The sequence below is a fragment of the Streptomyces sp. NPDC045470 genome (assembly GCF_040646595.1).
Lineage (GTDB): Bacteria > Actinomycetota > Actinomycetes > Streptomycetales > Streptomycetaceae > Streptomyces.
This window is the reverse complement of record NZ_JBEZAN010000001.1, coordinates 1144688-1170129: the sequence shown is the minus strand read 5'-3', so window position 1 is coordinate 1170129 and position 25442 is coordinate 1144688. Positions and strand designations below refer to the sequence as shown.

General features: G+C 70.9%; 18 protein-coding genes. 9 read left to right on the top strand and 9 right to left on the bottom strand.

The features are described from left to right. Positions 1 to 13 precede the first annotated feature (13 nt). Positions 14 to 1303, top strand: coding sequence for a citrate synthase (locus AB0A97_RS05020; protein ID WP_030018929.1), 1290 nt, complete (start codon positions 14 to 16; stop codon positions 1301 to 1303). Positions 1304 to 1812: 509 nt separating this feature from the next. On the opposite strand, the gene AB0A97_RS05015 is transcribed toward AB0A97_RS05020, so the two are convergent. Beyond that, on the bottom strand, positions 1813 to 4149 hold the full coding sequence (locus tag AB0A97_RS05015; protein ID WP_361144492.1) for a heavy metal translocating P-type ATPase: 2337 nt from the start codon (positions 4147 to 4149) through the stop codon (positions 1813 to 1815). A 5-nt stretch (positions 4150 to 4154) separates the two neighbouring features. Next, complete coding sequence (locus AB0A97_RS05010; RefSeq protein ID WP_030018930.1) at positions 4155 to 4451, bottom strand: heavy-metal-associated domain-containing protein; 297 nt, start codon at positions 4449 to 4451, stop codon at positions 4155 to 4157. Between the two features lie 585 nt (positions 4452 to 5036). Here AB0A97_RS05010 and AB0A97_RS05005 point away from each other — a divergent pair. Further along, a complete protein-coding gene (locus AB0A97_RS05005; protein ID WP_361144490.1) occupies positions 5037 to 6257 on the top strand; it encodes a cation:proton antiporter in 1221 nt (406 codons plus the stop codon). 156 nt (positions 6258 to 6413) lie between these two features. On the opposite strand, the gene AB0A97_RS05000 is transcribed toward AB0A97_RS05005, so the two are convergent. The 6 genes from AB0A97_RS05000 to AB0A97_RS04975 all read right to left on the bottom strand — a co-directional run bounded on the left by AB0A97_RS05000 (position 6414) and on the right by AB0A97_RS04975 (position 13230). After that, positions 6414 to 7424, bottom strand: coding sequence for a Gfo/Idh/MocA family oxidoreductase (locus AB0A97_RS05000; protein WP_361144487.1), 1011 nt, complete (start codon positions 7422 to 7424; stop codon positions 6414 to 6416). A 222-nt stretch (positions 7425 to 7646) separates the two neighbouring features. Beyond that, the gene (locus AB0A97_RS04995; protein WP_361144484.1) at positions 7647 to 8594 is read right to left on the bottom strand and encodes a 2-dehydropantoate 2-reductase; all 948 of its coding nucleotides are present in this window, start codon (positions 8592 to 8594) and stop codon (positions 7647 to 7649) included. A gap of 79 nt (positions 8595 to 8673) precedes the next feature. Continuing rightward, complete coding sequence (locus AB0A97_RS04990; protein ID WP_030018934.1) at positions 8674 to 8877, bottom strand: MerR family transcriptional regulator; 204 nt, start codon at positions 8875 to 8877, stop codon at positions 8674 to 8676. A gap of 365 nt (positions 8878 to 9242) precedes the next feature. Continuing rightward, on the bottom strand, positions 9243 to 10685 hold the full coding sequence (locus AB0A97_RS04985; RefSeq protein WP_361144481.1) for a sugar porter family MFS transporter: 1443 nt from the start codon (positions 10683 to 10685) through the stop codon (positions 9243 to 9245). 569 nt (positions 10686 to 11254) lie between these two features. Next, positions 11255 to 12277, bottom strand: a complete 1023-nt coding sequence (locus AB0A97_RS04980) for a Gfo/Idh/MocA family oxidoreductase (RefSeq protein WP_361144478.1) — start codon at positions 12275 to 12277, stop codon at positions 11255 to 11257. Between the two features lie 32 nt (positions 12278 to 12309). Next, positions 12310 to 13230, bottom strand: coding sequence for a sugar phosphate isomerase/epimerase (locus AB0A97_RS04975; RefSeq protein ID WP_361144476.1), 921 nt, complete (start codon positions 13228 to 13230; stop codon positions 12310 to 12312). Between the two features lie 260 nt (positions 13231 to 13490). On the opposite strand from AB0A97_RS04975, the gene iolC reads away from it, so the two are divergent. The 6 genes from iolC to AB0A97_RS04945 all read left to right on the top strand — a co-directional run bounded on the left by iolC (position 13491) and on the right by AB0A97_RS04945 (position 20939). Then, the gene (iolC, locus tag AB0A97_RS04970; RefSeq protein ID WP_361144473.1) at positions 13491 to 14507 is read left to right on the top strand and encodes a 5-dehydro-2-deoxygluconokinase; all 1017 of its coding nucleotides are present in this window, start codon (positions 13491 to 13493) and stop codon (positions 14505 to 14507) included. Positions 14508 to 14675: 168 nt separating this feature from the next. Continuing rightward, on the top strand, positions 14676 to 15569 hold the full coding sequence (locus AB0A97_RS04965; RefSeq protein ID WP_361144470.1) for a deoxyribose-phosphate aldolase: 894 nt from the start codon (positions 14676 to 14678) through the stop codon (positions 15567 to 15569). Positions 15570 to 15690: 121 nt separating this feature from the next. Further along, positions 15691 to 16680, top strand: coding sequence for a 5-deoxy-glucuronate isomerase (gene iolB, locus AB0A97_RS04960; protein ID WP_361144467.1), 990 nt, complete (start codon positions 15691 to 15693; stop codon positions 16678 to 16680). Further along, positions 16677 to 18587, top strand: a complete 1911-nt coding sequence (iolD, locus tag AB0A97_RS04955; RefSeq protein ID WP_361144464.1) for a 3D-(3,5/4)-trihydroxycyclohexane-1,2-dione acylhydrolase (decyclizing) — start codon at positions 16677 to 16679, stop codon at positions 18585 to 18587. Before iolB ends, iolD begins: the two co-directional genes overlap by 4 nt. A 130-nt stretch (positions 18588 to 18717) precedes the next feature. Further along, positions 18718 to 20211 (top strand): CoA-acylating methylmalonate-semialdehyde dehydrogenase, encoded by a 1494-nt coding sequence (locus AB0A97_RS04950; protein ID WP_361144462.1) that lies wholly within the window; start codon positions 18718 to 18720, stop codon positions 20209 to 20211. 248 nt (positions 20212 to 20459) lie between these two features. Continuing rightward, positions 20460 to 20939 (top strand): GNAT family N-acetyltransferase, encoded by a 480-nt coding sequence (locus tag AB0A97_RS04945; protein WP_361144459.1) that lies wholly within the window; start codon positions 20460 to 20462, stop codon positions 20937 to 20939. A 28-nt stretch (positions 20940 to 20967) separates the two neighbouring features. Here AB0A97_RS04945 and AB0A97_RS04940 read toward each other — a convergent pair whose 3' ends face one another. Beyond that, entirely contained in the window at positions 20968 to 22209 is a 1242-nt protein-coding gene (locus tag AB0A97_RS04940) for a styrene monooxygenase/indole monooxygenase family protein (RefSeq protein WP_361144456.1), read from the bottom strand. 211 nt (positions 22210 to 22420) lie between these two features. Between AB0A97_RS04940 and AB0A97_RS04935 the strand changes: the two genes are divergently transcribed. Next, positions 22421 to 25339 (top strand): alpha/beta fold hydrolase, encoded by a 2919-nt coding sequence (locus tag AB0A97_RS04935; RefSeq protein ID WP_361144454.1) that lies wholly within the window; start codon positions 22421 to 22423, stop codon positions 25337 to 25339. The last annotated feature ends 103 nt before the right edge of the window (positions 25340 to 25442 follow it).

The following is a 25442-nucleotide window of genomic DNA, read 5'->3' as shown; positions in this document are numbered from 1 at the left end:
GGTGAGGGATGACGTGAGCGACAACTCTGTAGTACTGCGTTACGGGGACGGCGAATACAGCTACCCGGTCGTCGACAGCAGCGTCGGCGACAAGGGCTTCGACATCTCGAAGCTGCGCGCCCAGACCGGTCTGGTGACCCTGGATTCCGGTTACGGCAACACTGCCGCGTACAAATCCGCGATCACCTATCTGGACGGTGAGAACGGGGTTCTTCGGTACCGCGGCTACCCGATCGAGCAGCTCGCAGAGCGCAGCACGTTCGTCGAGACCGCCTACCTGCTGATCAACGGTGAGCTGCCCACCGTCGACCAGCTGGCGACCTTCAAGCAGGACATCACCTACCACACCCTGCTGCACGAGGACGTCAAGCGGTTCTTCGACGGCTTCCCGCGGGACGCCCACCCGATGGCGATGCTGTCCTCCGTGGTCAGCGCGCTGTCGACGTTCTACCAGGACAGCCACAACCCGTTCGACGAGCGGCAGCGCCACATCTCGACGATCCGGCTGCTGGCCAAGCTCCCGACGATCGCTGCGTACGCGTACAAGAAGTCGGTCGGCCACCCGGTGGTCTACCCGCGCAACGACCTCGGCTACGTCGAGAACTTCCTGCGCATGACCTTCTCGGTGCCGGCCGCCGAGTACGACCTCGACCCGGTCGTGGTCAGCGCTCTGGACAAGCTGCTCATCCTGCACGCGGACCACGAGCAGAACTGCTCGACCTCCACCGTGCGCCTGGTCGGCTCCTCGCAGGCGAACCTGTTCGCCTCGATCTCGGCCGGCATCAACGCGCTGTGGGGCCCGCTGCACGGTGGCGCCAACCAGTCGGTGCTGGAGATGCTGGAGGGCATCCAGCGCGACGGCGGTGACGTCGACGCCTTCATCCGCAAGGTGAAGAACAAGGAAGACGGCGTGAAGCTCATGGGCTTCGGGCACCGCGTCTACAAGAACTTCGACCCCCGGGCGAAGATCATCAAGGCGGCGGCGCACGACGTCCTCTCGGCGCTCGGCAAGTCCGACGAGCTGCTGGACATCGCGCTCAAGCTGGAGGAGCACGCGCTCTCCGACGACTACTTCGTCTCGCGCAAGCTCTACCCGAACGTGGACTTCTACACCGGTCTGATCTACCGGGCCATGGGCTTCCCGACCGAGATGTTCACCGTGCTGTTCGCGCTCGGCCGGCTGCCCGGCTGGATCGCCCAGTGGCACGAGATGATCAAGGAGCCGGGTTCCCGTATCGGCCGCCCGCGCCAGATCTACACCGGAGTCGTCGAGCGCGACTTCGTCCCGGTCGAGGAGCGCTGAGCGACTCCGTCCGCCGGGACAGCTGCTGACCGGCCGGCCGCCCGTGTGGCGGCCCGGGCCGGTCCGTCCAGCAGAAAGCGCCCCGCCTCCAGATCCCCCCACGGGTCCGGAGCGCGGGGCGCTTCCCTTGTTCCCCGGGTCGGATTCCCCCCACGGGATCCGTCCGGGCGCTTCAGGGTGGTGCCCGCGATCTGCCGGGACGCGCACGTACGGGAGGGCCGCTCAAAGCTCCCCGGGCACGTCGCCCCGGCCACGCGTTGCCGGGCAAAGTCCCCCAAGACCAGCCTGGCCGTTGCGGTACAGGCCCCGCCGAGGTGCCTGCACCGCACGGTTAGACTCGCGACCCCCCACAATGGTTACGTTCGAAGCGGTGTGATCTGGGTCTCTTGCCATAACTGGGCGAATGCGGTCAAGGGCCTCGATCTGCAGATCGAGACCCTTCCGTATGGGTGCTGTGTCAGTTGTAGGGAAGTTGTGAAGGCGAAAAAAGTCCGCGCCGCGCGCATCCGTCAGCGGAAGTGCCGCAACCGGAGGCTGTTGCTGACCACGAAGACCGACGAGAAGGCCATCGCCGCCCCCGCGATCATCGGATTGAGCAGGCCGGCCGCCGCCAGCGGAATGGCCGCGACGTTGTAGCCGAAGGCCCAGAAGAGGTTTCCCTTGATCGTGGCGAGTGTCCGGCGGGCCAGCCGGATGGCGTCCGGCGCGACCCGCAGGTCGCCGCGTACGAGGGTCAGGTCCCCCGCCTCGATGGCCGCGTCCGTGCCGGTTCCCATCGCCAGGCCGAGGTCGGCGGCGGCCAGGGCGGCCGCGTCGTTGACGCCGTCGCCGACCATCGCCACGCTGCGGCCCTCGCCGCGGAGCCGTTCGACCACCGCCACCTTGTCCTCGGGCAGTACCTCCGCGATCACCTCGTCGATGTCCACCTCGGCCGCCACGGCGTCGGCCACCGCCTGGTTGTCGCCCGTCAGCAGTACCGGCGACAACCCCAGCGCGCGCAGACGGCGTACCGCCTCGGCACTGCCCTCCTTGACGGTGTCGGCGACCGACAGCAGGCCGCGTGGCCGCCCGTCCCAGGCGACGAGCACGGCGGTCCTTCCCGCGGTCTCGGCGGCGTCCCTGGCGGCGCTCAGGGCCTCAGGAAGGGTGCCGGACGCCGTCCCGCCTTCCGGGTCCTCGCGCAGCAGCCGCTCGCGCCCGACGAGGACGCGACGATTTTCCACCACGCCACGTACACCGAGACCCGCCACGTTCTCGAAGTGTTCCGGCTCCGGGAGCGTGCCCAGCCGCTCACGCGCTCCCTCGGCGACAGCGCGCGCGATGGGATGTTCCGAGGAATGCTCCAGCGCCCCGGCCAGCCGCAACAGCTCGTCCTCCGTGACACCCGGCGCCGGCACGGCCTCGTACAGACTCATCCGTCCCGTGGTCACCGTGCCCGTCTTGTCCAGCACGACGGTGTCGATGCGGCGGGTGGACTCCAGGACCTCGGGCCCTTTGATGAGGATGCCGAGCTGGGCGCCCCGGCCCGTCCCGACCATCAGGGCGGTGGGCGTCGCGAGGCCGAGAGCGCAGGGGCAGGCGATGATCAGTACGGCGACGGCCGCCGTGAACGACGCGGTCGCATCGCCGGTCGCCAACAGCCACCCGGCCAGAGTGCCGAGCGCCACCAGCAGCACGACAGGGACGAAGACAGCGGAGACGCGGTCGGCGAGCCGTTGCGCCTCGGCCTTGCCGCTCTGCGCGTCCTCGACCAGAGTCGCCATGCGCGCCAGTCGCGTGTCACTGCCCACCCGGGTGGTTTCTACCACCAGTCGGCCGCTGGTGTTCACCGTCGCACCCGTCACGCTGTCACCGGGGGCCACGTCGACCGGCGCCGATTCGCCGGTCAGCATCGAAGCGTCCACGGCGGAAGAGCCCTCCACGACCGTGCCGTCCGTGGCGACCTTCTCTCCAGGACGTACGACGAACCGGTCGCCGACGGCCAACTGCTCCACCGGGACGCGCACCTCGCGCCCGGCCCGCAGTACCACCACGTCCTTCGCGCCCAGCTCCATCAGCGCACGCAACGCAGCGCCCGCCTTCCGCTTGGAACGCGCCTCAAGGTAGCGGCCGAGCAGCAGAAACGCCGTCACCCCGGCCGCGGCCTCAAGGTAGATGGCCGAGGAGCCCTCCGAGCGGACCACCGTGAAGTCGAAACCGTGCCGCATGCCGGGCATCCCCGCGTCGCCGAAGAACAGCGCCCACAAGGACCAGCCGAAGGCGGTGAGCGTCCCGAGAGACACCAGGGTGTCCATGGTGGCGGCCCCGTGCCGCAGGTTCGTCCAGGCGGCCCGGTGGAAGGGGTATGCGCCCCAGACCACGACGGGTGCGGCCAGCGTCAGGCACAGCCACTGCCAGTTCTGGAACTGGAGCGAGGGGACCATCGACAGCAGGACGACGGGAACGGCCAGCGCAGCGGAGATGATGAGCCGCTGGCGCAGCCCGGCCAGTTCCCGGTCGTGAAAGCCGTCGTGTGAGCCGTTGAACGAGCCGGATCCGTCCTCCGTGGTGGACGAGGCCGCGGCGCCCTGACCGGAAGTGCCGCCCGGGGAGGGCTCCGGCGGATTGGCGGATACGGCGGGCGCGGGCCGCTGCGCGGTGTAGCCCGTCTTCTCGACTGTCGCGATCAGATCGTCGACAGAGACTTCGTCGCCGTACTCGACCCGTGCCTTCTCGGTGGCGAAGTTGACGGTGGCGCTCACGCCCGGCATCCGGTTGAGCTTCTTCTCCACGCGCGCCGCGCACGAGGCGCAGGTCATGCCGCCGATGGCGAGCTCGACCCGCGCCTGCGTGGTCGTACCGCTCATCGGACTCAGGCCGCCGGACCTTCGAGTTCGTAGCCGGCCTCGTCGACCGCCGCGCGCACGGCCGCCTCGTCGAGCGGCGCCTTGGAGGCGACGGTCACCAGGCCGGTGGCGGCGGACGCCTGCACCGAGTGCACGCCCGGGATCTCGGAGATCTCGGCGGAGACGGCGCCCTCGCAGTGACCGCAGGTCATGCCGCTCACCTTGTAGGTGGTGGTGACATCGCCCACCTGGACGTCGGTGGCCCCGGAGTTGCAGGAACCCTCGGGGGAGCAGCAGGAACCGTTGGTCTGTTCGGCAGTCATGGGTTTCTCCTTGGTGCGTGTGGTCGCCGTGCTCGAAGTTTTCACTGACATGCACGTGTGGCGCGGGAATTCCGACGTTCCGGGAGTCCCCGGTGCTTCCCGACGGCCACAACTCTATACCCCTAGGGGGTATGGATGCCAGGTGTGTGCTTGTGTCGATGGGGGCAGGGGGGAGGGGTGGCGCGGTCTTCGGTGATCTGTTGAGGTGCCTGGTTGCATGGTGCTCCGGCGGTCCCGTACGGTCCGGGATGCTTCACCGGGTGTGAAGGCGGGTGGTCCTGGGGCGGGTCCCGAGCGGACTTCCTTGCGGACGAGTGCTGAACGGGTGCTGCGGCGTGTCGGTCGTCGCGCCGTCCAGGGGCGGCAATGGAGGGGTGGGGAACGGGATGCCGGTGTATCCCGGGATTCGCCGCGTTCGCCGTATCCGTCGAATCCGTCGGGCCTGACGTGCTTGCTGTGTCTGCCGTGTCCGCCGTGCGCGATGGCGGGGTGGACGGGCGCATTGGTCGACGAGTCGGAAGAGGTGTCCGGCCTGTCGCCCTGCGGAGTGAGACCGTTCTGTCCTCTGTGGTAGAAAAGCGGCTTATGTCGCAGTCCGCAACGCTCGTATTGATCATGGCGATCGCCGTGGCCGCTCCGCTCCTCGCGTACGGTCTCGGCCGCTGGCTGCCCGTACCTCTGGTCATCTTCGAGATCGTGCTGGGCATCCTGATCGGCCCGGACGTCCTGGGCTGGGCGCACTCCGGAGAGGTCATCAACGCCCTCTCCGACCTCGGGCTGGCCACCTTGATGTTCATCGCCGGGTACGAGATCGAGTTCGCCAAGGTCCGCGGCGACACCCTCAAGCGCGCCGGTTACGCATGGATTGCCGCGCTCGTGCTCGGCCTGGCCGTCGCGCTCGGATTCGCCGCCGGCGACTTCACCAAGGCGATCGTGGTCGGTACCGCGCTCACCAGTACGGCGCTCGGCACCGTCCTGCCCGTACTGCGCGACTCCGGCGACCTGGGAACCCGCTTCGGATCGGTGATGATGGCCACCGGTGCGGTCGGCGAATTCGGGCCGATCATCGCGATGGCGCTGCTGCTCAGCGGACGTGACCCCGGCGAATCGACCATCCTGCTCTTCGCCTTCGCCCTGTTGACCGCCGGTGCCGTCTACTGGGCTCTGAAGCCCAGCCCCCTTTGGTTCTACCGGATCATCGCCCGCACGCTGCACAGCAGTGGCCAGTTCGCCATCCGGCTGTTCGTTCTGCTGCTGGCCGTGATGCTCGGCATCTCGCAGGTGTTCGGGCTGGACATCCTGCTGGGCGCGTTCGCGGCCGGGATCATCATGCGCCTCGTCCTGCACGAGGCCGCGCCGGACAGCAGCCAGGAAATCCTCGGGCGACTGGAGGCGATGGGGTTCGGCTTCCTGGTGCCGCTGTTCTTCATCGTCACCGGAATCGAGTTCGACCTGTCGTCCCTGTTCGAGAACGGACGCTCACTCCTGCTGCTCCCGCTCTTCCTCGTTCTGCTGCTCGTCGTACGCGGACTGCCGCTCGTCCTGCTCGCGCCGCGCGACCTGGGCCGCAAGGACCGCGCCGCGCTGATGCTGTACGGGTCGACGGCGCTGCCCCTGGTCGTCGCGATCACCACGATCGGTCAGGACAGCGGTGTGCTCGACGCCGGCGAGGCGGCGGCCATGGTGGGGGCGGCGATGATTTCCGTGCTGGTCTTCCCGCTGGTGGCCATGCGGCTGCGCGCGGGCGCGGAAGGGTTGACGCCGATTCCGGAAGGTCCGCGGAAGGGGGCGTCGGAGTCCTGGTGAGCGGGGCAGGTTCCCTCGCCCGCTTCGGCCTCCGCGCGCTCTCCGGCCTCGCCGCTCACCCCGGGCTTTCCGCTCCGCTCCGCGCTTTCCGAGGGAGCGCGCGTCGTCGGGGTCGTACGCACCCGCTTCCGCTGCGGCTTCTGTGCCTTCTGTGCCTTACGCGGCGGTGCGCACATCCGCGACTCTCACCGGTTCGCCGGAGCGGCGGGAGCGGTCGCACGCCTCGGCGACGTACAGCGCCTCCAGGGCCTCGGCAGGCGAACACGGGCTCTCCGTACGGCCGGCGGCCACGTCGACGAAGGCGGCCAGCTCGGTGATGTACGCGTCGCGGAAACGTTCCATGAACGTCGCGTACGGGGCGGACTGCCGCCAGGAGACGTGCGGTTCGGCGCTCGGCAGCGGGGCCCGGTCGTCGAGCCCGACGATGCGCGCGCCCTTGGAGCCGCACACTTCCAGGCGGACGTCGTGTCCTGCGCCGTTGTAGCGGGTCGCGGTGACCGTGGCCAACGTGTCGTCGTCGAAGCGCAGGAGGGCGGCGCAGGTGTCCACGTCGTCGCCGTCGGCGAAGAAGGGGTCGCCGCGGTTGGCGCCTAGCGCGTACACGGAGACGATTTCGCGGCCGGTGAGCCAGCGCAGGATGTCGAAGTCGTGGATGCTGCAGTCGCGAAAGAGCCCACCGGAGGAGGGGATGAACGCCGCGGGCGGCGGCGACTGGTCGCTGGTGCAGGCGCGGAGCGTGTGGACCCAGCCGAGGTCACCGGACCGCAGGGCCTCGCGGGCAGCCCGGTAGCCGCGGTCGAAACGCCGCTGGAAACCGATCTGTACGGGAACGGTGCCGGCGGCGCTGCAACGTTTCACGACGTCGAGCGTGCCCGCGACGTCCAATGCCACCGGCTTCTCGCAGAAGACCGGTACCTCGGCGTCCAGGGCCTGGTGGATCAGTCCGGCGTGCGCGCTCGTCGCTGCGGTGATCACTACGCCGTCCAGGCCGCCCGCGTACAGCCGGGAGAGAGTCTCGGCTGCCTCGGTACCGAGGGTGTCCGCGAGCACGCGTGCGCGGGCCGCGTCGGCATCGGCGACGACGATGCTGTCCACGCCGGGGACGGACTTCAGGGTCTCGGCGTGGAACGCTCCGATGCGTCCGGTGCCGATCAGGCCGATCTTCATGTGCCAGCTCCTGTCGTCTGGATGGACGGCGGCCGGTTGAGGGAACGTTTCTTCGCGGCGCTTGGGGGGGTGAGGCTTCGGGATCGAGCGGCTTAGGGCTTGGGGCTGTGGCCGCCCGGGGCTCGCCGAGGCCCCGCCGCAGCGTGCATGTAATGACATACTGATGTCAACCCCTGGCGGTAGGCGCTCGGGTGCTCCGACAGCTCAGTGGCGAGGCGTTTCCTACGGCTTCGCGTGCTGTTCGCCCGTGTTCTTACCGGCGGCGATTTCGCGGTCGACCGCGCGCAGAAGAGTGAGCAGCATCCCGTTGAGCGGAGTGCGGATGCCGTGGCGAGCCCCGGCACGTACCACGGCACCTGTGATGTGTTCATGCTCCAAGGGGCGGCCGGCCAGGCGGTCGTAGAGCATCGACGAGCCGCCGTCCGGTGGGACCATCGCGTACATCCCCAGTACGCGGTCGATGTCGGCGTCGTGAATGTCCGCGCTCTCGGCCCGCGCGACCGCGGCCGCTTCGCTCAGGATGTCCCGGGCGAGGGCGGCCATACCGGGATCGGTGAAGATGCCCATGCGCTGCTGGAGGAGGGCGGTGAGAGGGTTGGCCGCGAGGTTGGCGAGGAGCTTCTGCCAGGAGACCGTCGTGAAGTCCGGTACGGGCACGACCTTGAGGCGGCAGGGGGTCAGGAGACCGGCGAGGCGGGTGGCCAACGGTCCTTCGGGTACGTGGATCTCGTTGCCCGCGTAGTGCCTGACGCGGCCGGGGGCGGTGCATTCGACAGATGCGTAGATGACCGCGGGCAGGATGTCCGTACCGCCGGGGGCGTGCGGGGCCACGCGTTCGGTGTGGTCGATGCCGTTCTGGAGTACGGCGACGACCGTGCCGGAGGTGCAGAGTCGGCGCAGCCAGCCGGCGGTGCCGGCGGTGTCCTGGGCCTTGGTGGCCAGGAAGACCCAGTCCGCGGGCTCGGCCGTCTGCGGGTCGACGGCGAAACGTACGGGGGCGTCGATGACCTCGCCGTCCGTTTCGAGGACGAGCCGGTCCACCGGTGTGCGCAGGCACAGCGTGACGTCGTGCCCGGTCAGGCGGGTCAGTGCTGCCACGAATCCGCCGATCGCGCCGCCACCGATCACAGCGATGCGAACAGGCTCGGCCGGTACGGGTATGCGCGGCATGTGCCGAGCGTAGCGCCGCCGCAGGCGGGGTGCGGAGGCCCCGCGCGACGATTGCGCGGGGCCCGGGGGAGGAGGGGCGTCAGTCCTTGTCGCGGCGCCCGCCGTGGCCGGGGCGCTGGGCGACCCAGGTGCGGATGGTGTCGGCGAACCAGTACGGTCTGCCGCCCTCCACGAGGTCCGGTGGCGGCAGTAGCCCGTGTTTCCGGTAGGACCGCACGGTGTCCGGTTGGACTCGGATGTGTGCGGCGATCTCCTTGTACGACCAGAGTCTGCGGTCGGTCATCTGTCTCGCACCTCCCTCAGCCGCGCGCAGGGACGACCCGGGGGAGCCGACGGAAGAACCGCGCGCGGTTTGGTGATCACTCAGCCTGTGCCCGGTGAACGACATCAGGTGAGCAGGGGCGAGGGGCTGTTGATCGGCTGTGACGGAAGACCCGCGTAATGGTGACAGCTGTGACGAACGGGGCATCGCTGTCACGGGGCGGAGAAGGGGGAGATGGGTGGAGAAGTGGTCGGGGAGATGGAGAGGCAGGCGGATGGGGGATGGGGGATGGTGGAGGCTGCTGATCCTCACATCTCCGTACCGCCGCTCACCTCACGCCCGCACTTCCTCACCTCACACCCGCGCCTCCTCACCTGCTCGCCTCATCACTTCCCGTCTTCGCCTCCGCGACCCGTCCTGCGCAGTTCGTGCTCCAGGTCCTCCAGGGCCATGCCCTTGGTTTCCGGGGCGTACCGCTTGCAGAAGAGCAGGGACAGTGCGCACATCAGGCCGAAGAGCCAGAAGGTGATGCTCGCGCCCGCCGTGTCGAGGAGTACCGGGAACACCAGCGCCACCGTGAAGTTGGCCAGCCACATCACGAACACCGTCGCGCCCATGGCCAGGCCGCGCACCGTCAGCGGAAACATTTCGGCGAGCAGCAGCCAGACTCCGGTGTTCAAGGTCGCCTGCATGAAGCCCATGTAGAGGACCATGAGGCCGAGGACGAGGCAGCTGACTCCGGTGGACTTCGGGAGGTGGAAGGAGGCTCCCAGGAGGACCAGTGAGATGGTCATACCTGAAAGGCCAGTGAGTAGCATCGGTCGTCGTCCGACCTTGTCGATCAGTGACATGCCGATTGCGGTGGCGATGACGGAGACGGCGCCGACCGCGATGGTGGCCGCGATCGCGGCGTTGGTGTCCAGGCCCGTGGATTCCAGGATCTTCGGTGCGAAGTAGATGACCGCGTTGACACCGGTGATCTGCTGGACGATCGCCAACCCGACGCCGATGAGCAGGATGCGCCGTACCCAGGGCCTACGCATTTCCTGCCAGGCGCCGCGTCGCGCGTCGGCCTCCAGCGCGCGGGCCTGGCCGATGCGGGCCAGTTCCCCCTCGGCCTCCTCGGCGGGCAGGGTGCGCCGCAGAACCTTCGCGGCCTGCTCCGTACGTCCCTTGCTGATGTACCAGCGTGGCGTGTCCGGCAGGAAGAACAGCCCGACGAACAGGGCAACGGCCGGTAGCGCCGCCAGGCCCAGCATCCAGCGCCACGCTTCCCAGCGGGCGAGCACCGCGTTGATCAGGTACGCCAGCAGCTGGCCACTGACGATCATGAGGGAGTTGAAGGAGACCAGTCGGCCGCGGATGTGCGGGGGTGCGATTTCCGAGAGGTACAACGGTGTGATCACCGAGGCACTGCCCACCGCGAGACCGAGCGCGAAGCGCGCCACGACCATGAAGGGGACGGTGGGGGCGAGCGCCACGGCCACGGCGCCGCCGATGAACACCGCGCCCGCCCACAGCAGCGCGGTGCGCCGCCCCAGCTTGTCCGACATGCGCCCGCCGGCCAGCGAGCCGAACGCGGCACCGATCAACAGTGCGCTGGTGATGATGCCTTCACCGAGTGAGGTGAGGCCGAAGTGTGACTCCATGAAGGGGAGCGCGCCGGAGACGACGCCGGTGTCGTAACCGAAGAGGGCGCCGCCGAGAGCGGCGATGGCAGCGATACCGAGGACGAAGCGCTTGGCGTTGCGAGGGTCGGGAAGGGCAGGAGGGGCGGGAGAGGAGGAAGGGTGAAGAGAGGCGTTAGGTTCAGATGGTGTGGTGCACACGGGAGTTGTGGACGGTGGTGTGGACGAGGTAGAGGGGGCAGAAGGCGTGGGGGGTGTGGGGGGCCTGCTGGGTGCGGCCATGGGCAGCGGCTCCAGTTCTTCTTGACGTAGACCTTTCGGCCGGTGATGCGTGCCGCGTCATCGTTCGGGGGCAGGCCGGAACGCGCGCTGTGGCGTGGGGCGGCGGCGCACGGGACGTGCGGCAGGTGGCGAGACGGCCGGGACGTGCGGGGGCGTGCGGGTGGGGCGTGAAGGGGGCGCGCCAACTGCGGTCGTGCGGTGCCGCACAGGCCGTAACGCGAGGTGCTGCACGGGACGTAACGCGAGACGTTGTGCCGGCCGCGACGCGACGTGATGTGCCGACCGCGACGAGCGGCAGCGCGCACGCCGAAACGGACAGTGGCCCGCACCCTCGTCGCAACGAAAGTCGGGCGGCACGCAGGCCGCGCTCGTAGGCAGCGGCGCGCCGACCGCGGCACAACGCAACGGCGCGCCGCTATGCCAAGAATGGCGACACGGCTGACGCGTACGGCACGTACGACACGTACGGAACGGAAACCGACCGCGACTCAGCGATACAGCGCCGGCCGCTCGCCCAGCTCGACCTCGACACGTTCGCCGGCGGCCTGGGCGCGTACGCCCGCCGCGCACACCGCGGCCGCCGCGTAGCCGTCCCAACAGCTCGGACCCTCGACCGCGCCGCGCCGCGTGGCGTCCACCCAGCGCTGCACCTGCCGGTCGTACGCCTCCTCGAAGCGTTCCACGAAGCCCGGAGTGATGGAGCCGCCCCATTTGCCGGCCGCGTTGACGAACACGCCGTGGTCGTCGCCGATCCGCGCGGTGCCGCCTTCGCAGACCACCTCGCAGCTGACCTGGTATCCGAAGCCGCAGTTGACGAACAGTTCGGTGTCGACGATCTGCCCGGCGGCAGTCTCGAAGAGGATGAGCTGCGGGTCACTGAGGCCGTCGGGCGCGTTGCCGAGGGGCGTCGGGCGGAGTACGCGTACGGCGGTGATCTCGTCGTCCAGCAGCCAGCGCGTCACGTCGATCTCGTGGACGGCCGAGTCGTGGATCATCATGGCGTTGGTGAAGCCGGGTGGTGTGCCGGCGTTGCGGTGCTTGTTGTGCAGCATCAGGGGGCGGCCGTACGCGCCCTGGTCGAGCAGCGACTTGAGTTTGAGGTAGTCGGCGTCGTACCGGCGCATGAAGCCGACCTGTACGCGCCGGTGGCCCAGCCGCTGTTCGGCCTCCAGGACGCGCAGCGCGGAAGCCGGGTCCGGGGTGAGCGGCTTCTCGCACAGCACCGGCAGGTCGCGCGCGAACGCGGCGGACAGCGCGTCCTCGTGGGCCACGCCCGGCGAGGCGACGAGTACGGCGTCGACGTCCGGGTCCGCCATGGCGGCCGCCGGTTCGGTGTAGGGCGTGCACCCCTCGACGGCGTCGGCGACGCGCTTCACCCGGTCCGCGTCGATGTCGACGACCGCGGCCACCCGTGCTCCGCTGATGACGTCGCTGATACGGCGTACGTGGTCGGCGCCCATGCGGCCGGTGCCGATGACGGCCACGCCGAGCGTTCCGTGCTGCTGGCTCATTTCTGGTACTCCTCGCTCCGTACGGTCGGGACTCAGGCGCCGCAGGAGCGCAGGAAGCGGCGGGTGCGCTGCGCGATGGGCAGGGGCTGGTCGGCGGGACAGGGGTACATGTCCTGTTCGACGATGGCGAAGAGGTCGACGTCCAGGTCCTGGGCGGCCTCCAGGACGGGCGGCAGCGCCGGGACGCCCAGCGGCGGTTCGCACATCACGCCCTGCCGGACCGCGGGCCCGAAGGGCGTGCCCTTCGCGACGACGTCCGCGAGGATCTCCGGGTCGACCTGCTTGAGGTGGAGGTAGCCGATCCGCTCACCGTAGGTCTTGATGAGTTTGACGTTGTCGCCGCCGCAGTACGCGTAGTGCCCGGTGTCCAGGCACAGGCTGACCAGGGAGGAGTCGGTCCCGTCGAGGAAGCGTTCGACGTGTTCCTCGGTGTCGATGTGGGTGTCGGCGTGCGGGTGCACGACGATGTCCAGGCCGAACTCCTCCCGTACCCGCCTGCCCAGCCGTTCCATGCCGCTGTTCAGGTGGTGCCACTGCTCGGTGGTCAGTTCGCGCGGCTCCAGTTCTTCCGCGGTCTTGTCGTCGCGCCAGAAGGACGGGATGACCACCAGGTGCTTCGCGCCCATCGCCCGGGTGAGGGTGGCGACTTCGCTGACGTGCGCCCAGGTCTTGTCCCATACGTCCGGGCCGTGATGCAGCGAGGTGAAGATCGTGCCGGCGGAGACCTTCAGTTCGCGCCGGGCGAGCTCCGTGTGGAGGACGGCGGGGTCGGTGGGCAGGTAGCCGTAGGGGCCGAGTTCGATCCATTCGTACTGGGCCTCGGCGACCTCGTCCAGGAAGCGCTGCCACGGGACCTGCTGCTCGTCGTCGGGGAACCAGACGCCCCACGAGTCGGGGGCCGATCCGATGCGCAGACGGTCCAGAACGCGCGGGACGGCAGGGGGAACGGACATGCTGCGGCTCTCCTCTCGCCGGTCGCCGGTGACCGGGAGGCGCGGGGCTGGGTTGTGGGGCACAGCCTCCATCCCGGTCCGGGGAGTGTCAAGACTTCGTCATGACATAAGGACTTAAGGACTTTGTACGGGCCGGTACCCCCGTGGTGGCGCCGACCGCCGCACCCCGGACCTCGACGTCAGAATGTAAGGACAAAGTATTGACAGGGTCTCGGGCGCCCGGTTAGACCTGTGCTCAGTGACGAACCGGAGGGGCGCACATGACCGAGCCGCGGCAGACCGCACAGACCGGCCCGTACGACCTGATCACCATGGGCCGCATCGGAGTGGACATCTACCCGTTGCAGACGGGCGTTCCGCTTGCCCAGGTCGAGACGTTCGGGAAGTTTCTCGGCGGTTCGGCCACCAACGTCGCGGTCGCCGCCGCCCGTCTGGGGCGGCGGACGGCGGTCATCAGCCGCACCGGCCGTGACCCCTTCGGCGAATATGTTCACCAAGCGCTCCGCGACTTCGGCGTGGACGACCGCTGGGTGACACCCGTCGCGGAGCACCCGACGCCCGTCACCTTCTGCGAGATCTTCCCGCCGGACGACTTCCCGCTCTACTTCTACCGCCGCCCCAAGGCGCCCGACCTGGTCATCCACCCCGAAGAGCTGGACCGCGACGCCGTACGGGCCGCCCGCGTGTTCTGGATGACCGGCACCGGACTGTGCGAGGAGCCGAGCCGTACGGCCACCCTCGCCGCACTGGAAGCGCGCGCCAAGGCGGGCACCACCGTCTTCGACCTGGACTGGCGGCCGATGTTCTGGGGCGGCGAGGGCGGCGCGTCCGGTGCCGGCGGCGTCACCGGCGCGGCGGCGAGGGAGCGGGCGCGCCCGTACTACGAGGCCGCGCTCGCCCGTGCGACGGTCGCGGTCGGCAACGTCGACGAGGCCGAGGTCGCCACCGGTGTCCGCGAACCGAAGCGGTGCGCGCAGACGTTGCTGGACATGGGCGTCGAACTGGCCGTCGTCAAGCAGGGGCCCAAGGGCGTGCTGGCCATGCACCGTGACGGCCGTACTGCCGAGGTGCCGCCCACTCCCGTCGAGGTCGTCAACGGCCTGGGTGCCGGTGACTCCTTCGGGGGAGCGCTGTGTCACGGGCTGCTGTCCGGCTGGGAGCTGGAGCCGATGATGCGGTACGCCAACGCCGCCGGCGCGATCGTCGCGTCGCGGCTGGCCTGTTCGTCCGCCATGCCGACGTGCGCCGAGGTCGAGGAGTTCCTCGCCGCTCGGTGAGCGCGCGGGCGGTCGCCGTACGTCTGGCCGCCTTACGTCCGACTGCCCGGCCCGGCCCTCTCAGTGTCACCGAGCCTCCGCCCTGCCGAAAGCCCGCCCGAGTGCCCATCCGAGCGCCCTGCCCGGTGCCCCCGTACGAACCCGTCCCACCAGAAGGTGAGAACCGCCTTGACCACTCGGATCTCCGACATCGTGACGCTGCGGGCCCGGAACCCGAAGGCCGTCGCCCAGGCCGCGGCGCGCCGCACCCGCCGCCCCCTGATCGGCGACAGCGGGCGGTTGATGATCATCGCGGCCGACCACCCGGCGCGGGGCGCACTCGCCGTCGGCGACCGCAAGCTGGCCATGGCCAACCGCCTCGACCTCCTGGAGCGCCTGTGCCTGGCACTGTCCCGCCCCGGTGTGGACGGTGTGCTCGCCACCGCCGACATCCTGGAGGACCTGCTCCTGCTCGGTGCGCTCGAAGGCAAGGTCGTGATGGGGTCCATGAACCGCGGCGGCATCGCCGGGGCCTCCTTCGAGATGGACGACCGGTTCACCGGGCACCGCCCGCAGGACATCGCCCGGCTCCGGTTCGACGCCGGCAAGCTGTTGCTGCGTATCGACTACGGCGACCCCGGCTCGCTGGCCACTCTGGAGTCCTCGGCCCGCGCCATAGACGCGATGGCCGAGCGGGAGCTGCCCATCTTCGTCGAACCGTTTCTCTCCCGGCGGGCGGACGGAAACGTCCGCAACGACCTGAGCGCGGAGGCCGTGACGAAGGCCGTCGCCATCGCCTCCGGCCTGGGCGGCACCTCCGCGTACACGTGGCTGAAGCTGCCGGTCACCGACGACCCGGACGACATGGCGCAGGTCTGCGAGACCTCGACGCTGCCGACGGTGCTGCTCGGCGGCGACATCAAGGACAGCGCCGGGGGCCAGGAAGCGGCGTACGAGAAGTGGCGCAAGGCGCTGCGCCTGCCGAGCGTGCAGGGGCTGGTGGCGGGCCGTTCGCTGCTCTACCCGGCGGACGGGGACGTGGCGGCGGCCGTGGACACCGCCGTTTCCCTGCTCCGGCGATGACTGCGTCCGGCGACGACCGTGATCCGGCGACGACCGCGTTCCGGATGACCGCGACCCGGCGACGACCGCGTCCCGGCAGCGACCGCGGTAACTGTCAGTGGTGAGGAGGAGACTTGCAGCCATGACGACCGAGCTGCGCAACACCGAGTTTCACATCAGGGCTCGTGACGGGGCCGACGAGCACGGGCCGTACGAGCTGGACACCGACCCGGGCCGGACGGCTGACGGGGTTGCGGCCCTGCGGTACACGTCCCTGCGCGTCCTCCGGCTGCCGCCCGGCGGGAGCCACACGTTCGCCGCCGGCGACAGTGAGTGGATCGTGCTGCCGCTGAACGGTGGCTGTACGGTCGCGGTCGACGGCGGCGCTCCGTTCGAACTGACCGGACGCGAGGACGTGTTCAGCGGGGTCACCGACTTCGCGTACGTACCGCGTGACGCCGAGGCACGGATCAGCAGCGCCGCCGGCGGCCGGTTCGCGCTGACCGGCGCCCGCTGCTCGCGCCGCCTGCCCGCGCGGTACGGCCCCGCGAGCGGCGTGCCCGTGGAACTGCGCGGTACGGGCAACTGCTCACGTCAGGTCAACAATTTCGGCGCGGCCGACGTCTTCGCGTGCGACCGGCTCATCGCCGTGGAGGTGCTCACGCCCGGCGGCAACTGGTCCTCGTACCCGCCGCACAAGCACGACGAGTGCCGGCCGGGGGAGGAGAGCGAGCTGGAGGAGATCTACTACTTCGAGATCGCCCCAGCCCACGGCTCCGAAGGACTCGGCTACCAGCGCGTCACCCCTTCCGGCAACGGACGCGGGACGGACGTGCTCACCGAGGTCCGCAGCGGCGACGCCGTGCTGATCCCCGACGGCTGGCACGGCCCGTCCATCGCCGCACCAGGCCACACCATGTACTACCTCAACGTCATGGCCGGCCCGGGGGAGGAGCGTGCGTGGCTGATCTGCGACCACCCGGACCACGGCTGGATCCGCGACACTTGGCCCGACCAGCCCGTCGACCCCCGCCTGCCGCTGTACGACGCTCCGGAAGCCGGCCCCCGCCCGCCCTTGAACGACGCCCCGGAAGCCGACCCGGAAGCCCACCCCGAGGGAGACGCACGATGACCACTCGACGCCTGACGGTGGCGCAGGCCCTGGTCACCTTCCTGGCCCACCAGTACACGGAACGGGACGCTCCCGCGGCCCCCGGTGGCCAGGACGGCGCGCCCACCAGGCACCGCCTGATCAGTGCCTGCTGGGGCATCTTCGGACACGGCAACGTGGCCGGTGTGGGCCAGGCCCTCCTGGAGGCCGGCCCGGAGACCATGCCCTACCTCCAGGGCCGCAACGAGCAGGCCATGGTGCACGCCGCGGTCGGCTACGCCCGCCAGCGCGACCGCCTCTCCGCTCACGCCGTCACGACCTCCATCGGCCCCGGCGCCACCAACCTCGTCACCGGCGCGGCCCTCGCCACGGTCAACCGCCTCCCGGTGCTCCTGCTGCCCGGCGACATTTTCGCCACCCGTCCCGCCGACCCGGTGCTCCAGCAGCTCGAAGTCCCGTACGCGGGTGACGTGTCCGTCAACGACGCCCTGCGCCCGGTCTCCCGCCACTTCGACCGCGTCACCCGTCCCGAAGCGCTGATCCCGGCCGCCCTCCAGGCGATGCGGGTGCTGGCCGACCCCGTGGAGACCGGCGCCGTCACCCTCGCGCTGCCGCAGGACGTGCAGGCCGAGGCGTACGACTGGCCCGAGGAGTTCTTCGCCGACCGGGTGTGGTGGGTGCCCCGGCCCGCGCCCGACGTCGCCGCGCTGGCCGACGCCGTACGGGCGGTACGCGCCGCCGAACGGCCGCTGATCATCGCAGGCGGCGGTGTCCACCACAGCGAGGCCGAGGACGCCCTGCGCGCCCTCGCCGACGCCACCGGCATCCCCGTCGCCTCCACCCAGGCCGGCAAGGGTTCCCTGCGCCACGACCACCCGGCCGACGTGGGCGGCATCGGCCACACCGGCACCGCCACGGCCGACGTGCTGGCCGCCCGCGCCGATCTCGTCCTCGGTGTCGGCACCCGCTACACGGACTTCACCACCGCCTCCGCCACCCTCTTCGCCGCCCCTGGCGTCCGCTTCGTCAACCTGAACATCGCGTCCTTCGACGCCCACAAGCTCGCCGCGACCCCGCTGGTCGCCGACGCCCGTACCGGCCTCGAAGCGCTCACCGAGGCCCTGGCCGGACACCGCGTCCCGCCGGCGTACGAAGCGGAGTACGGCGCCGCCAAAGCCCGCTGGGAGTCCCTCGTCGACGCCGCTTACGCCGCGCCCGACGACTCCGTACGCCCCTCCCAGACGCAGGTGCTCGGCGCGCTGGACGCCACCGTCGGCGACCAGGACGTGATCGTCAACGCGGCCGGGTCGCTCCCCGGTGACCTGCACAAACTGTGGCGGGCCCGCTCCCGCCGCCAGTACCACCTCGAATACGGCTACTCCTGCATGGGCTACGAGATCCCCGCCGCCATCGGGGTGCGGCTGGCCGCGCCCGACCGGCCCGTGTGGGCGCTGGTCGGCGACGGTACGTATCTGATGATGCCCACCGAGATCGTCACCGCGGTCCAGGAAGGCATCAACATCAACATCGTGCTCGTCCAGAACCACGGGTACGCCTCCATCGGCGGCCTGTCCGAGCAGACCGGCGGCGAGCGCTTCGGCACGGCCTACCGCTACCGCGCCGCCGACGCCTCCTACACGGGCGACCCGCTGCCCGTGGACCTCGCCGCCAACGCCGCGTCCCTGGGGATGCACGTCATCCGTGCCGCGACCGTCGGCGACCTGCGCGCCGCGCTCGCCGCGGCCCGCGCCGACGAGCGCCCCACATGTGTCTATGTCGAGACCGCAACGGCCGACACTGTGCCGGGCGCGCCCGCGGCCCAAGCCTGGTGGGATGTCCCTGTGGCCGAGATCGCGACGCGTCCGGCGGCGGTCGAGGCCCGTAAGGACTACGACCGGCACGCCACCGCGCGCCGCCGCCATCTCTGAACCACGCTCCCCGCAGACCCGGCCAGCCTCCCCCCCCCCGAACCGCCACCTCCCCCCCCCACCGCCCACCGCCCACCGACCGCCCCCGTCACGGCACCCGCTCACCGCCGTCACCCAGAAAGGCCCCCGCATGAAGACCGTCAACCACTGGATCGGCGGCAAGCCCGCCGAGGGCGTGTCCGGCTCGTTCGGCCCGGTCTACAACCCCGCGACCGGCGCCCAGGAGAAGCAGGTCGCCTTCGCCTCGGTGGACGAGGTGGACGCGGCCGTCGCCGCCGCCAAGGAGGCGTTCCGCACCTGGGGCACCAGCTCGCTGGCCAAGCGCACGGCCGTGCTGTTCGCCTACCGCGAGCTGATCGACGCGCACCGCGAGGAGCTGGCCGCGCTGATCACCGCCGAGCACGGCAAGGTGCACAGCGACGCGCTGGGCGAGGTCGCCCGCGGTCTGGAGATCGTCGAGCTGGCCTGCGGCATTCCGCAGCAGCTCAAGGGCGAGCTGTCCACCCAGGTCTCCACCCGCGTGGACGTGGCCGCGATCCGTCAGTCCCTCGGTGTCGTCGCCGGCATCACGCCGTTCAACTTCCCGGCGATGGTGCCGATGTGGATGTTCCCGCTCGCCATCGCCTGCGGCAACACCTTCGTCCTCAAGCCCAGCGAGAAGGTGCCGTCCGCGGCCCTCAAGCTGGCCGAGCTGGCCGCCGAGGCGGGCCTGCCGGACGGCGTGCTGAACATCGTCAACGGCGACAAGGTTGCGGTCGACCGCATCCTGGAGCACCCGGACATCGCCGCCGTCTCCTTCGTCGGCTCCACCCCCGTCGCCCGCTACATCCACGCCACGGGTACGGCCAACGGCAAGCGCGTCCAGGCCCTCGGCGGCGCCAAGAACCACATGCTGGTCCTGCCCGACGCCGACCTGGACCTCGCCGCGGACTCCGCGATCAACGCCGCGTACGGTTCGGCCGGTGAGCGCTGCATGGCGGTCTCCGTCGTGGTGGCCGTCGGCGACACCGCCGACCCGCTGATCGAAAAGATCAAGGAGCGGGCCGCCGCGCTGACCATCGGTCCCGGTGACGACCCGGCCTCCGAGATGGGGCCGCTCATCACCAAGGCGCACCGTGACAAGGTCGCCTCGTACGTGTCCGGTGCCGCGGCCCAGGGCGCGGACGTCGTCGTCGACGGTACGGACTTCACGGTCGCCGGCCACGAGAACGGCCACTGGATCGGCGTCTCGCTGCTCGACAACGTCACGCCCGAGATGGACGCGTACCGCGACGAGATCTTCGGCCCGGTGCTGTCCGTCGTCCGGGTGGACACCTACGACGCGGCGATCTCGCTCATGAACTCCTCGCCGTGGGGCAACGGCACCGCCATCTTCACCCGGGACGGCGGCGCGGCCCGCCGCTTCCAACTGGAGGTGGAGGCCGGCATGGTCGGCGTGAACGTGCCGATCCCGGTGCCGGTCGGCTACCACTCCTTCGGCGGCTGGAAGGACTCCCTCTTCGGCGACCACCACATCTACGGCAACGACGGCGTGCACTTCTACACCCGCGGCAAGGTCGTCACCACCCGCTGGCCCGACCCGTCCGACGGTGGCATCAACCTGGGCTTCCCCAGCAACCACTGACATCGGCGGACATCCGCGGGCGGCGCGTGACGGGTCCACGGGCACGGCAGGCGTGGGCGGTCGGCGCGGGCGGCCGGGGCGCCGGGGGCCGGACGGGCCCGTGGCGTCCCGCCGGTCACCGCCGTCGCGGAAATCCCGCCGTGATACCGGGGGACCGTTCTGGCCGGATGGCGCATGATGCTGCGTATGAATGACGAACAACAGCCCACACGAGCCGTGGAGATGCAGCGTGCCGCGGCAGGTGCTCCATGACGAGGGCCCCGGTGATCCGCCACGCGGTCCGTACGGATCTGGCGGACGTGGTCGCGTTGGCCGCGGAGCACGCCGCGTACGAACGGTCCGCACCGCCCGCCGCCGACCTGGAGGAACGGCTCGCGGACGCACTCTTCGGGCCGCGGCCGCAGTGGCTGCGCTGCCTGGTCGCCGAACTGTCCGGCGGCGAACTGGCCGGGTACGCCACCTGCTCGACGGCCTTCGACACCTGGCAGGGCCGCGAATACCTGAGCCTGGACTGCCTCTACCTGCGCGCCGAGCACCGCGGACTCGGGCTGGGCGCCCTGCTGGTCGAGGCGGTCATCGGCGAGGGCAAGGCGCTGGGCGTCGCGGAGATGCAGTGGAACACGCCCGACTGGAACGCCGGAGCGATCCGCTTCTACGACCGGTTCGGCGCGACCCGCAAGGACAAGAAACGTTTCACGCTGGCGCTGGAGACCGGCGGCAGAGGCTGAGAGCGGAGGGCCGGCGGGCTGCCGGCTCTCACCTCTTGGTGCCCGCCGTGGCGGTGGCCAGGTAGGCCTCGGCGAGCGCCGGCGTCATCAGCCAGTCGTGGTAGTCCGCCGGGTCGGCGTAACCGTTGACGAAACGGTGCGCCACGGCGGGGTGTTCGGCGGCGGCCACCAGCAGACGCTGCACATGCTGCGGCAGCGGTTCCAGCATCAGGTTCGTGAACTCCGTGACCTGCTGGGCGTGCCGCCAGAACGCGGCGAAGGCCGACCGCATCCACTCCGGATCGAAGGGCGCGTCGCCGCGCTCCAGAATCGTGTCCAGGTAGACGGCCGCGCCGCGGGCGGCGGTGTTCGAGCCCTGGCCGGTGATCGGGTCGTTGGTCACGACCGCGTCCGCCAGGCCCAGGACGTACGTGTCCGGCGCGACCTCGGCCACCGGATGCCGGACGACGGGGGTGACCGCGCCGTACAGCGTCGCACCCGCGTCCGTGGGCACGGCGTCCTTGCACAGCTCGTACTCCCCGGGCGTATACGTACGCAGCAGCCCCAGCGCGCGGGACACACAGCCGTCCGGCGACGGCTGGTCGTGCCAGCAGTCGAACGGCCCGCCCGGCAGGGCCTCGAACAGCACGATGCCGCAGGGCCCGCCGGTCGTGAGCGCCGGCAGCACGAAGACCTCGCCGGCCCCGGCCACCGCGTTGATCCGCGTCTGCGGCTCCGGTTCACCGGCCGGCGCCGCGATGCCGTGCACATACACGCAGGCCAGCGTGCGCTGCGGCCGGTCGAAGGGGCAGTACAGCGGATTGCGCGCGAAGATCCGGGTGAGGTCGCCGCGCCCGGAGGCGACGATCGTCAGATCGTGTTCGGCGGCGAGCGCGGGGAGCAGGGCGGGTGTGACGGAGCCGTACCGGACCCGGCCGCCCCTGGCCTCGTACAGACCGAGCCAGCCGGCCGTCTTCACCCGCTGGTCGACGGAGTGCGGCGGCTCGTCGAACTGCCCGGTGAAGGTCAGCGCGGATTTCCCGGGCGGATCCCACACCGTCACCCGCAGCGAACCCGAGCCGGGCGCGGTCGCGTCCCAGAGATTGAGCCCGGCGGCGCGCTCCAGACGCCGCGCCGGGCCGAACATGAGCTGCGTCGACATCACCCGCCCGGCGCGCACTTCCTGCGCCGTACGGTCGGTGACCAGCGTGACGTCGTAGTCCGCGGCGAGGAGAGCCAGGGCGAGATGCAGCCCCGCCTGCCCAGCGCCGACGATGGCGATCCTGCGCATTGCCGCCTCCCCTGGGCCGACCCGGCCCGCCCCCACATCGTCTTTTGTAGCGGCGGGGTTGTGCGGTGTACAGAGGGCCACGGGGCGCACGGACGCGTTGTCCGTACTACGGGCGCGGTACGCGTGGCGGCGGCCGTACTGCCGGAGGAGGTGTACGGGTTCGCCCCGGCGGCTCGGTGGCCCGCAGCGGAACGTCCTTAGGATTCACCGTATGACTTTCCGACTCCGCGGACGACGGCTGTACGCGACGGCGGCCGTGCTGGCCGTACTCGCCGGGTCAGGCACGTGGGCGGCCGTGGCCGCGGACGACCCGCCCGCCGTACACCGGGAGGACCGGACGTTCGCCATGCCTGAGAGCGCCGGGGGCGCCGACGAAGGCAGTGGCGCAGGGGCCGGCGGGGGCGAGACGGGCGGCCCCGGGGAGGGCGAGGTCCGGATCGACGCGTCCTACTTCACCGCGGGCGGCACCGGCCGCCGTCCCGCCGTCCTCCTCGGGCACGGCTTCGGCGGCAGCAAGGAGTCGGTACGCGGGCAGGCCGAACAGCTCGCGCGGGACGGGTACGCCGTGCTGACCTGGTCGGCGCGCGGTTTCGGCAAGTCCACCGGAAAGATCGGGCTCAACGACCCGGACCGGGAGGTGGCCGACGTCCGCCGGCTGATCGACTGGCTGGCGGAGCGTCCCGAGGTACGGCTCGACGGCGCGGGCGACCCGCGGGTCGGCGTGGCCGGAGGCTCGTACGGGGGAGCGATCGCGCTGCTGGCGGCCGGTCACGACAAGCGCGTCGACGCGATCGCCCCGCAGATCACGTACTGGAACTTGGCCGACGCGCTCTTTCCCAACGGCGTCTTCAAGAAGCTGTGGGCCGGAATGTTCTTCTCGACGGGGTCGGTCGGTGCGGCTGAGGGGGGCGAGGGGGCTGCGACGGCTGGGACGACGGGGGGCTCGGGAGCCGGCAACGGCGGTGGCGCCGGCAGCGATTCCGGCACCGGTAGCGACGCCGGTACCGGTACCGGCGGATCGGGCGCCGGTGGCAGCGGGAAGTCCGCCGCGGAGACCGCGCCCCGGCCCCAGGACAGCACCGACGGCTGCGGCCGGTTCGAGCGGCAGTTGTGCGAGATGTACGAGCGGATCGCCGTCTCCGGCAAGCCCGACGCCGCCGCCCGCGAACTCCTCGAAGCCCGCAGCCCCTCCGCCGTCGCGGACCGGATCAAGGTTCCGACGCTCCTCATGCAGGGCAGAACCGATTCGCTGTTCCCGCTCGGCCAGGCCGACGCGATGTACCAGGCACTCCGCGCGAACGGCGCCCCCGTATCCGTCGACTGGCTCGCCGGCGGACACGACGGCGGCGACCGCGAGACCGGCCGCCTCGCCGACCGTACGAAGGCCTGGTTCGACCGCTACCTGAAGGACGAGAAGAGCGCGGACACCGGGCCGGCGTTCCGCGTCAGCCGTGGCGGGGCCGTGGACTCCACCAACGGCGCCGCCCGGCTGCGCGGCGCGAGCGGCGACCACTACCCCGGCCTGGACAACGATCCGCGGCCGGTCCGCCTGACCGGCCGCGAACAGCGGTTCGCCAATCCGGCCGGGGCGAGCCCGCCGTCCATCTCCACCGTGCCCGGCGTCGGCGCGCTCAACAGCCTCTCCAGTGTCGGCGCGGGGCTCTCCCTCGACTCCCCGGGCCAGTACGCCCGGTTCGAGTCGCAGCCGCTCCGCGATCCGCTGCGCGTCACCGGCGCGCCGACCGCCCGCGTACGCATCGGCTCCACCAGCGACGACGCGGTGCTCTTCGCCAAGGTGTACGACATCGGGCCGAACGGCAGCAGCCGGCCGGTGCTGCCCGCCGGGCTCGCCGAGCCGTACCGCATCACCGGCGCCAAGGCCGGCAAGAGCGTCGAACTGCGGATGCCGGCCATCGACCACGAGTTCGCGGCCGGACACCGGCTGCGCCTGGTGCTCTCCTCGACGGACCTCGCGTACGCCTCGCCCGCCGAGCCCGCCACGTACACCGCCTCCCTGGAAGGCGGTGGCGACGGGGAGAGCGGCGGCGTCCTGAGCGTGCCGACCGCGCCCGCGGTCAAGAGCGCGGCGGCCCCGCTGCCCGTGTGGACCTGGGCGCTGCCCGCCGCGGGCGCGGTCGTGGCCGTACTGCTCCTGCTCGTCGGGCGGCGACGGGCCGCGGCCGGCGCGCCCGACCCGGACCTGGCGGACGTACCGCTGCAGATCACCGGTCTGAGCAAGCGGTACGCCAAGTCCGCCGACCGCTACGCCGTACGGGACCTCTCCTTCCGCGTCGAGAAGGGCCAGGTGCTCGGGCTGCTCGGGCCGAACGGCGCGGGCAAGACCACCACCTTGCGCATGCTCATGGGCCTGATCGGGCCGGACGCCGGTGAGATCCGCGTCTTCGGGCACGCGATCCGGCCCGGCGCGCCGGTGCTGTCGCGGGTCGGTGCGTTCGTCGAGGGCGCGGGTTTCCTGCCGCACCTGTCGGGGCGCGCCAACCTGGACCTGTACTGGCAGGCCACCGGCCGCCCGGCCGAGGACGCGCACATCGACGAGGCGCTGGAGATCGCCGGGCTGGGCGACGCGTTGCAGCGCGCGGTGCGTACGTACTCGCAGGGGATGCGACAGCGCCTGGCCATCGCCCAGGCCATGCTGGGCCTTCCGGACCTGCTCATCCTGGACGAACCGACCAACGGACTCGACCCGCCGCAGATCCGTGAGATGCGGGATGTGATGATCCGGTACGCGGCCGGCGGCCGTACGGTGATCGTCTCCAGTCACTTGCTGGCCGAGGTCGAGCAGACCTGTACGCATCTGGTCGTCATGGACCGTGGCCAACTCGTCCAGGCGGGGCCCGTCGCCGACATCGTCGGCACCGGAGACACCCTGCTCGTCGGTGTGGAGGGCGGCGAACCGCTGTCCGACGTCCTCCTGGAGAAGGTGGCCGCACTGCCCGGGATCGCGGCGGCCGTCCGGGCCGACGAGGGGCTGCTCGTCACGCTCGACGGCACGACGAGCACCTCGCGCCTGCTGCCCGAACTGCTCCGGCTGGAGATCCCGGTGGCCCGTATCGGCCCCCACCGTCGCCTGGAAGACGCCTTCCTCACCATGATCGGAGGTGACCGGTGACCCCTGTCACCGAGCCCGGCCACGACGGGCAGCCCGCGCCTTCCGACGGGCCCGCGCGCGCCAGTGGCTCCACGCTCTCCGGCGGGCCCGCGGGCTCGTCCGT

Bases quoted from the DNA above. Each gene is read 5' to 3' on its own strand.
- AB0A97_RS05015 (WP_361144492.1), bottom strand. From the start codon at position 4,149: ATGAGCGGTACGACCACGCAGGCGCGGGTCGAGCTCGCCATCGGCGGC.
- AB0A97_RS04995 (WP_361144484.1), bottom strand. From the start codon at position 8,594: ATGCCGCGCATACCCGTACCGGCCGAGCCTGTTCGCATCGCTGTGATC.
- AB0A97_RS04990 (WP_030018934.1), bottom strand. From the start codon at position 8,877: ATGACCGACCGCAGACTCTGGTCGTACAAGGAGATCGCCGCACACATC.
- iolB (WP_361144467.1), top strand. From the start codon at position 15,691: ATGACGACCGAGCTGCGCAACACCGAGTTTCACATCAGGGCTCGTGAC.
- iolC (WP_361144473.1), top strand. From the start codon at position 13,491: ATGACCGAGCCGCGGCAGACCGCACAGACCGGCCCGTACGACCTGATC.
- AB0A97_RS05010 (WP_030018930.1), bottom strand. From the start codon at position 4,451: ATGACTGCCGAACAGACCAACGGTTCCTGCTGCTCCCCCGAGGGTTCC.
- AB0A97_RS04935 (WP_361144454.1), top strand. From the start codon at position 22,421: ATGACTTTCCGACTCCGCGGACGACGGCTGTACGCGACGGCGGCCGTG.
- AB0A97_RS04980 (WP_361144478.1), bottom strand. From the start codon at position 12,277: ATGAGCCAGCAGCACGGAACGCTCGGCGTGGCCGTCATCGGCACCGGC.
- AB0A97_RS05000 (WP_361144487.1), bottom strand. From the start codon at position 7,424: ATGAAGATCGGCCTGATCGGCACCGGACGCATCGGAGCGTTCCACGCC.
- AB0A97_RS05005 (WP_361144490.1), top strand. From the start codon at position 5,037: ATGTCGCAGTCCGCAACGCTCGTATTGATCATGGCGATCGCCGTGGCC.
- AB0A97_RS04950 (WP_361144462.1), top strand. From the start codon at position 18,718: ATGAAGACCGTCAACCACTGGATCGGCGGCAAGCCCGCCGAGGGCGTG.
- AB0A97_RS04975 (WP_361144476.1), bottom strand. From the start codon at position 13,230: ATGTCCGTTCCCCCTGCCGTCCCGCGCGTTCTGGACCGTCTGCGCATC.
- iolD (WP_361144464.1), top strand. From the start codon at position 16,677: ATGACCACTCGACGCCTGACGGTGGCGCAGGCCCTGGTCACCTTCCTG.
- AB0A97_RS04940 (WP_361144456.1), bottom strand. From the start codon at position 22,209: ATGCGCAGGATCGCCATCGTCGGCGCTGGGCAGGCGGGGCTGCATCTC.
- AB0A97_RS04945 (WP_361144459.1), top strand. From the start codon at position 20,460: ATGACGAGGGCCCCGGTGATCCGCCACGCGGTCCGTACGGATCTGGCG.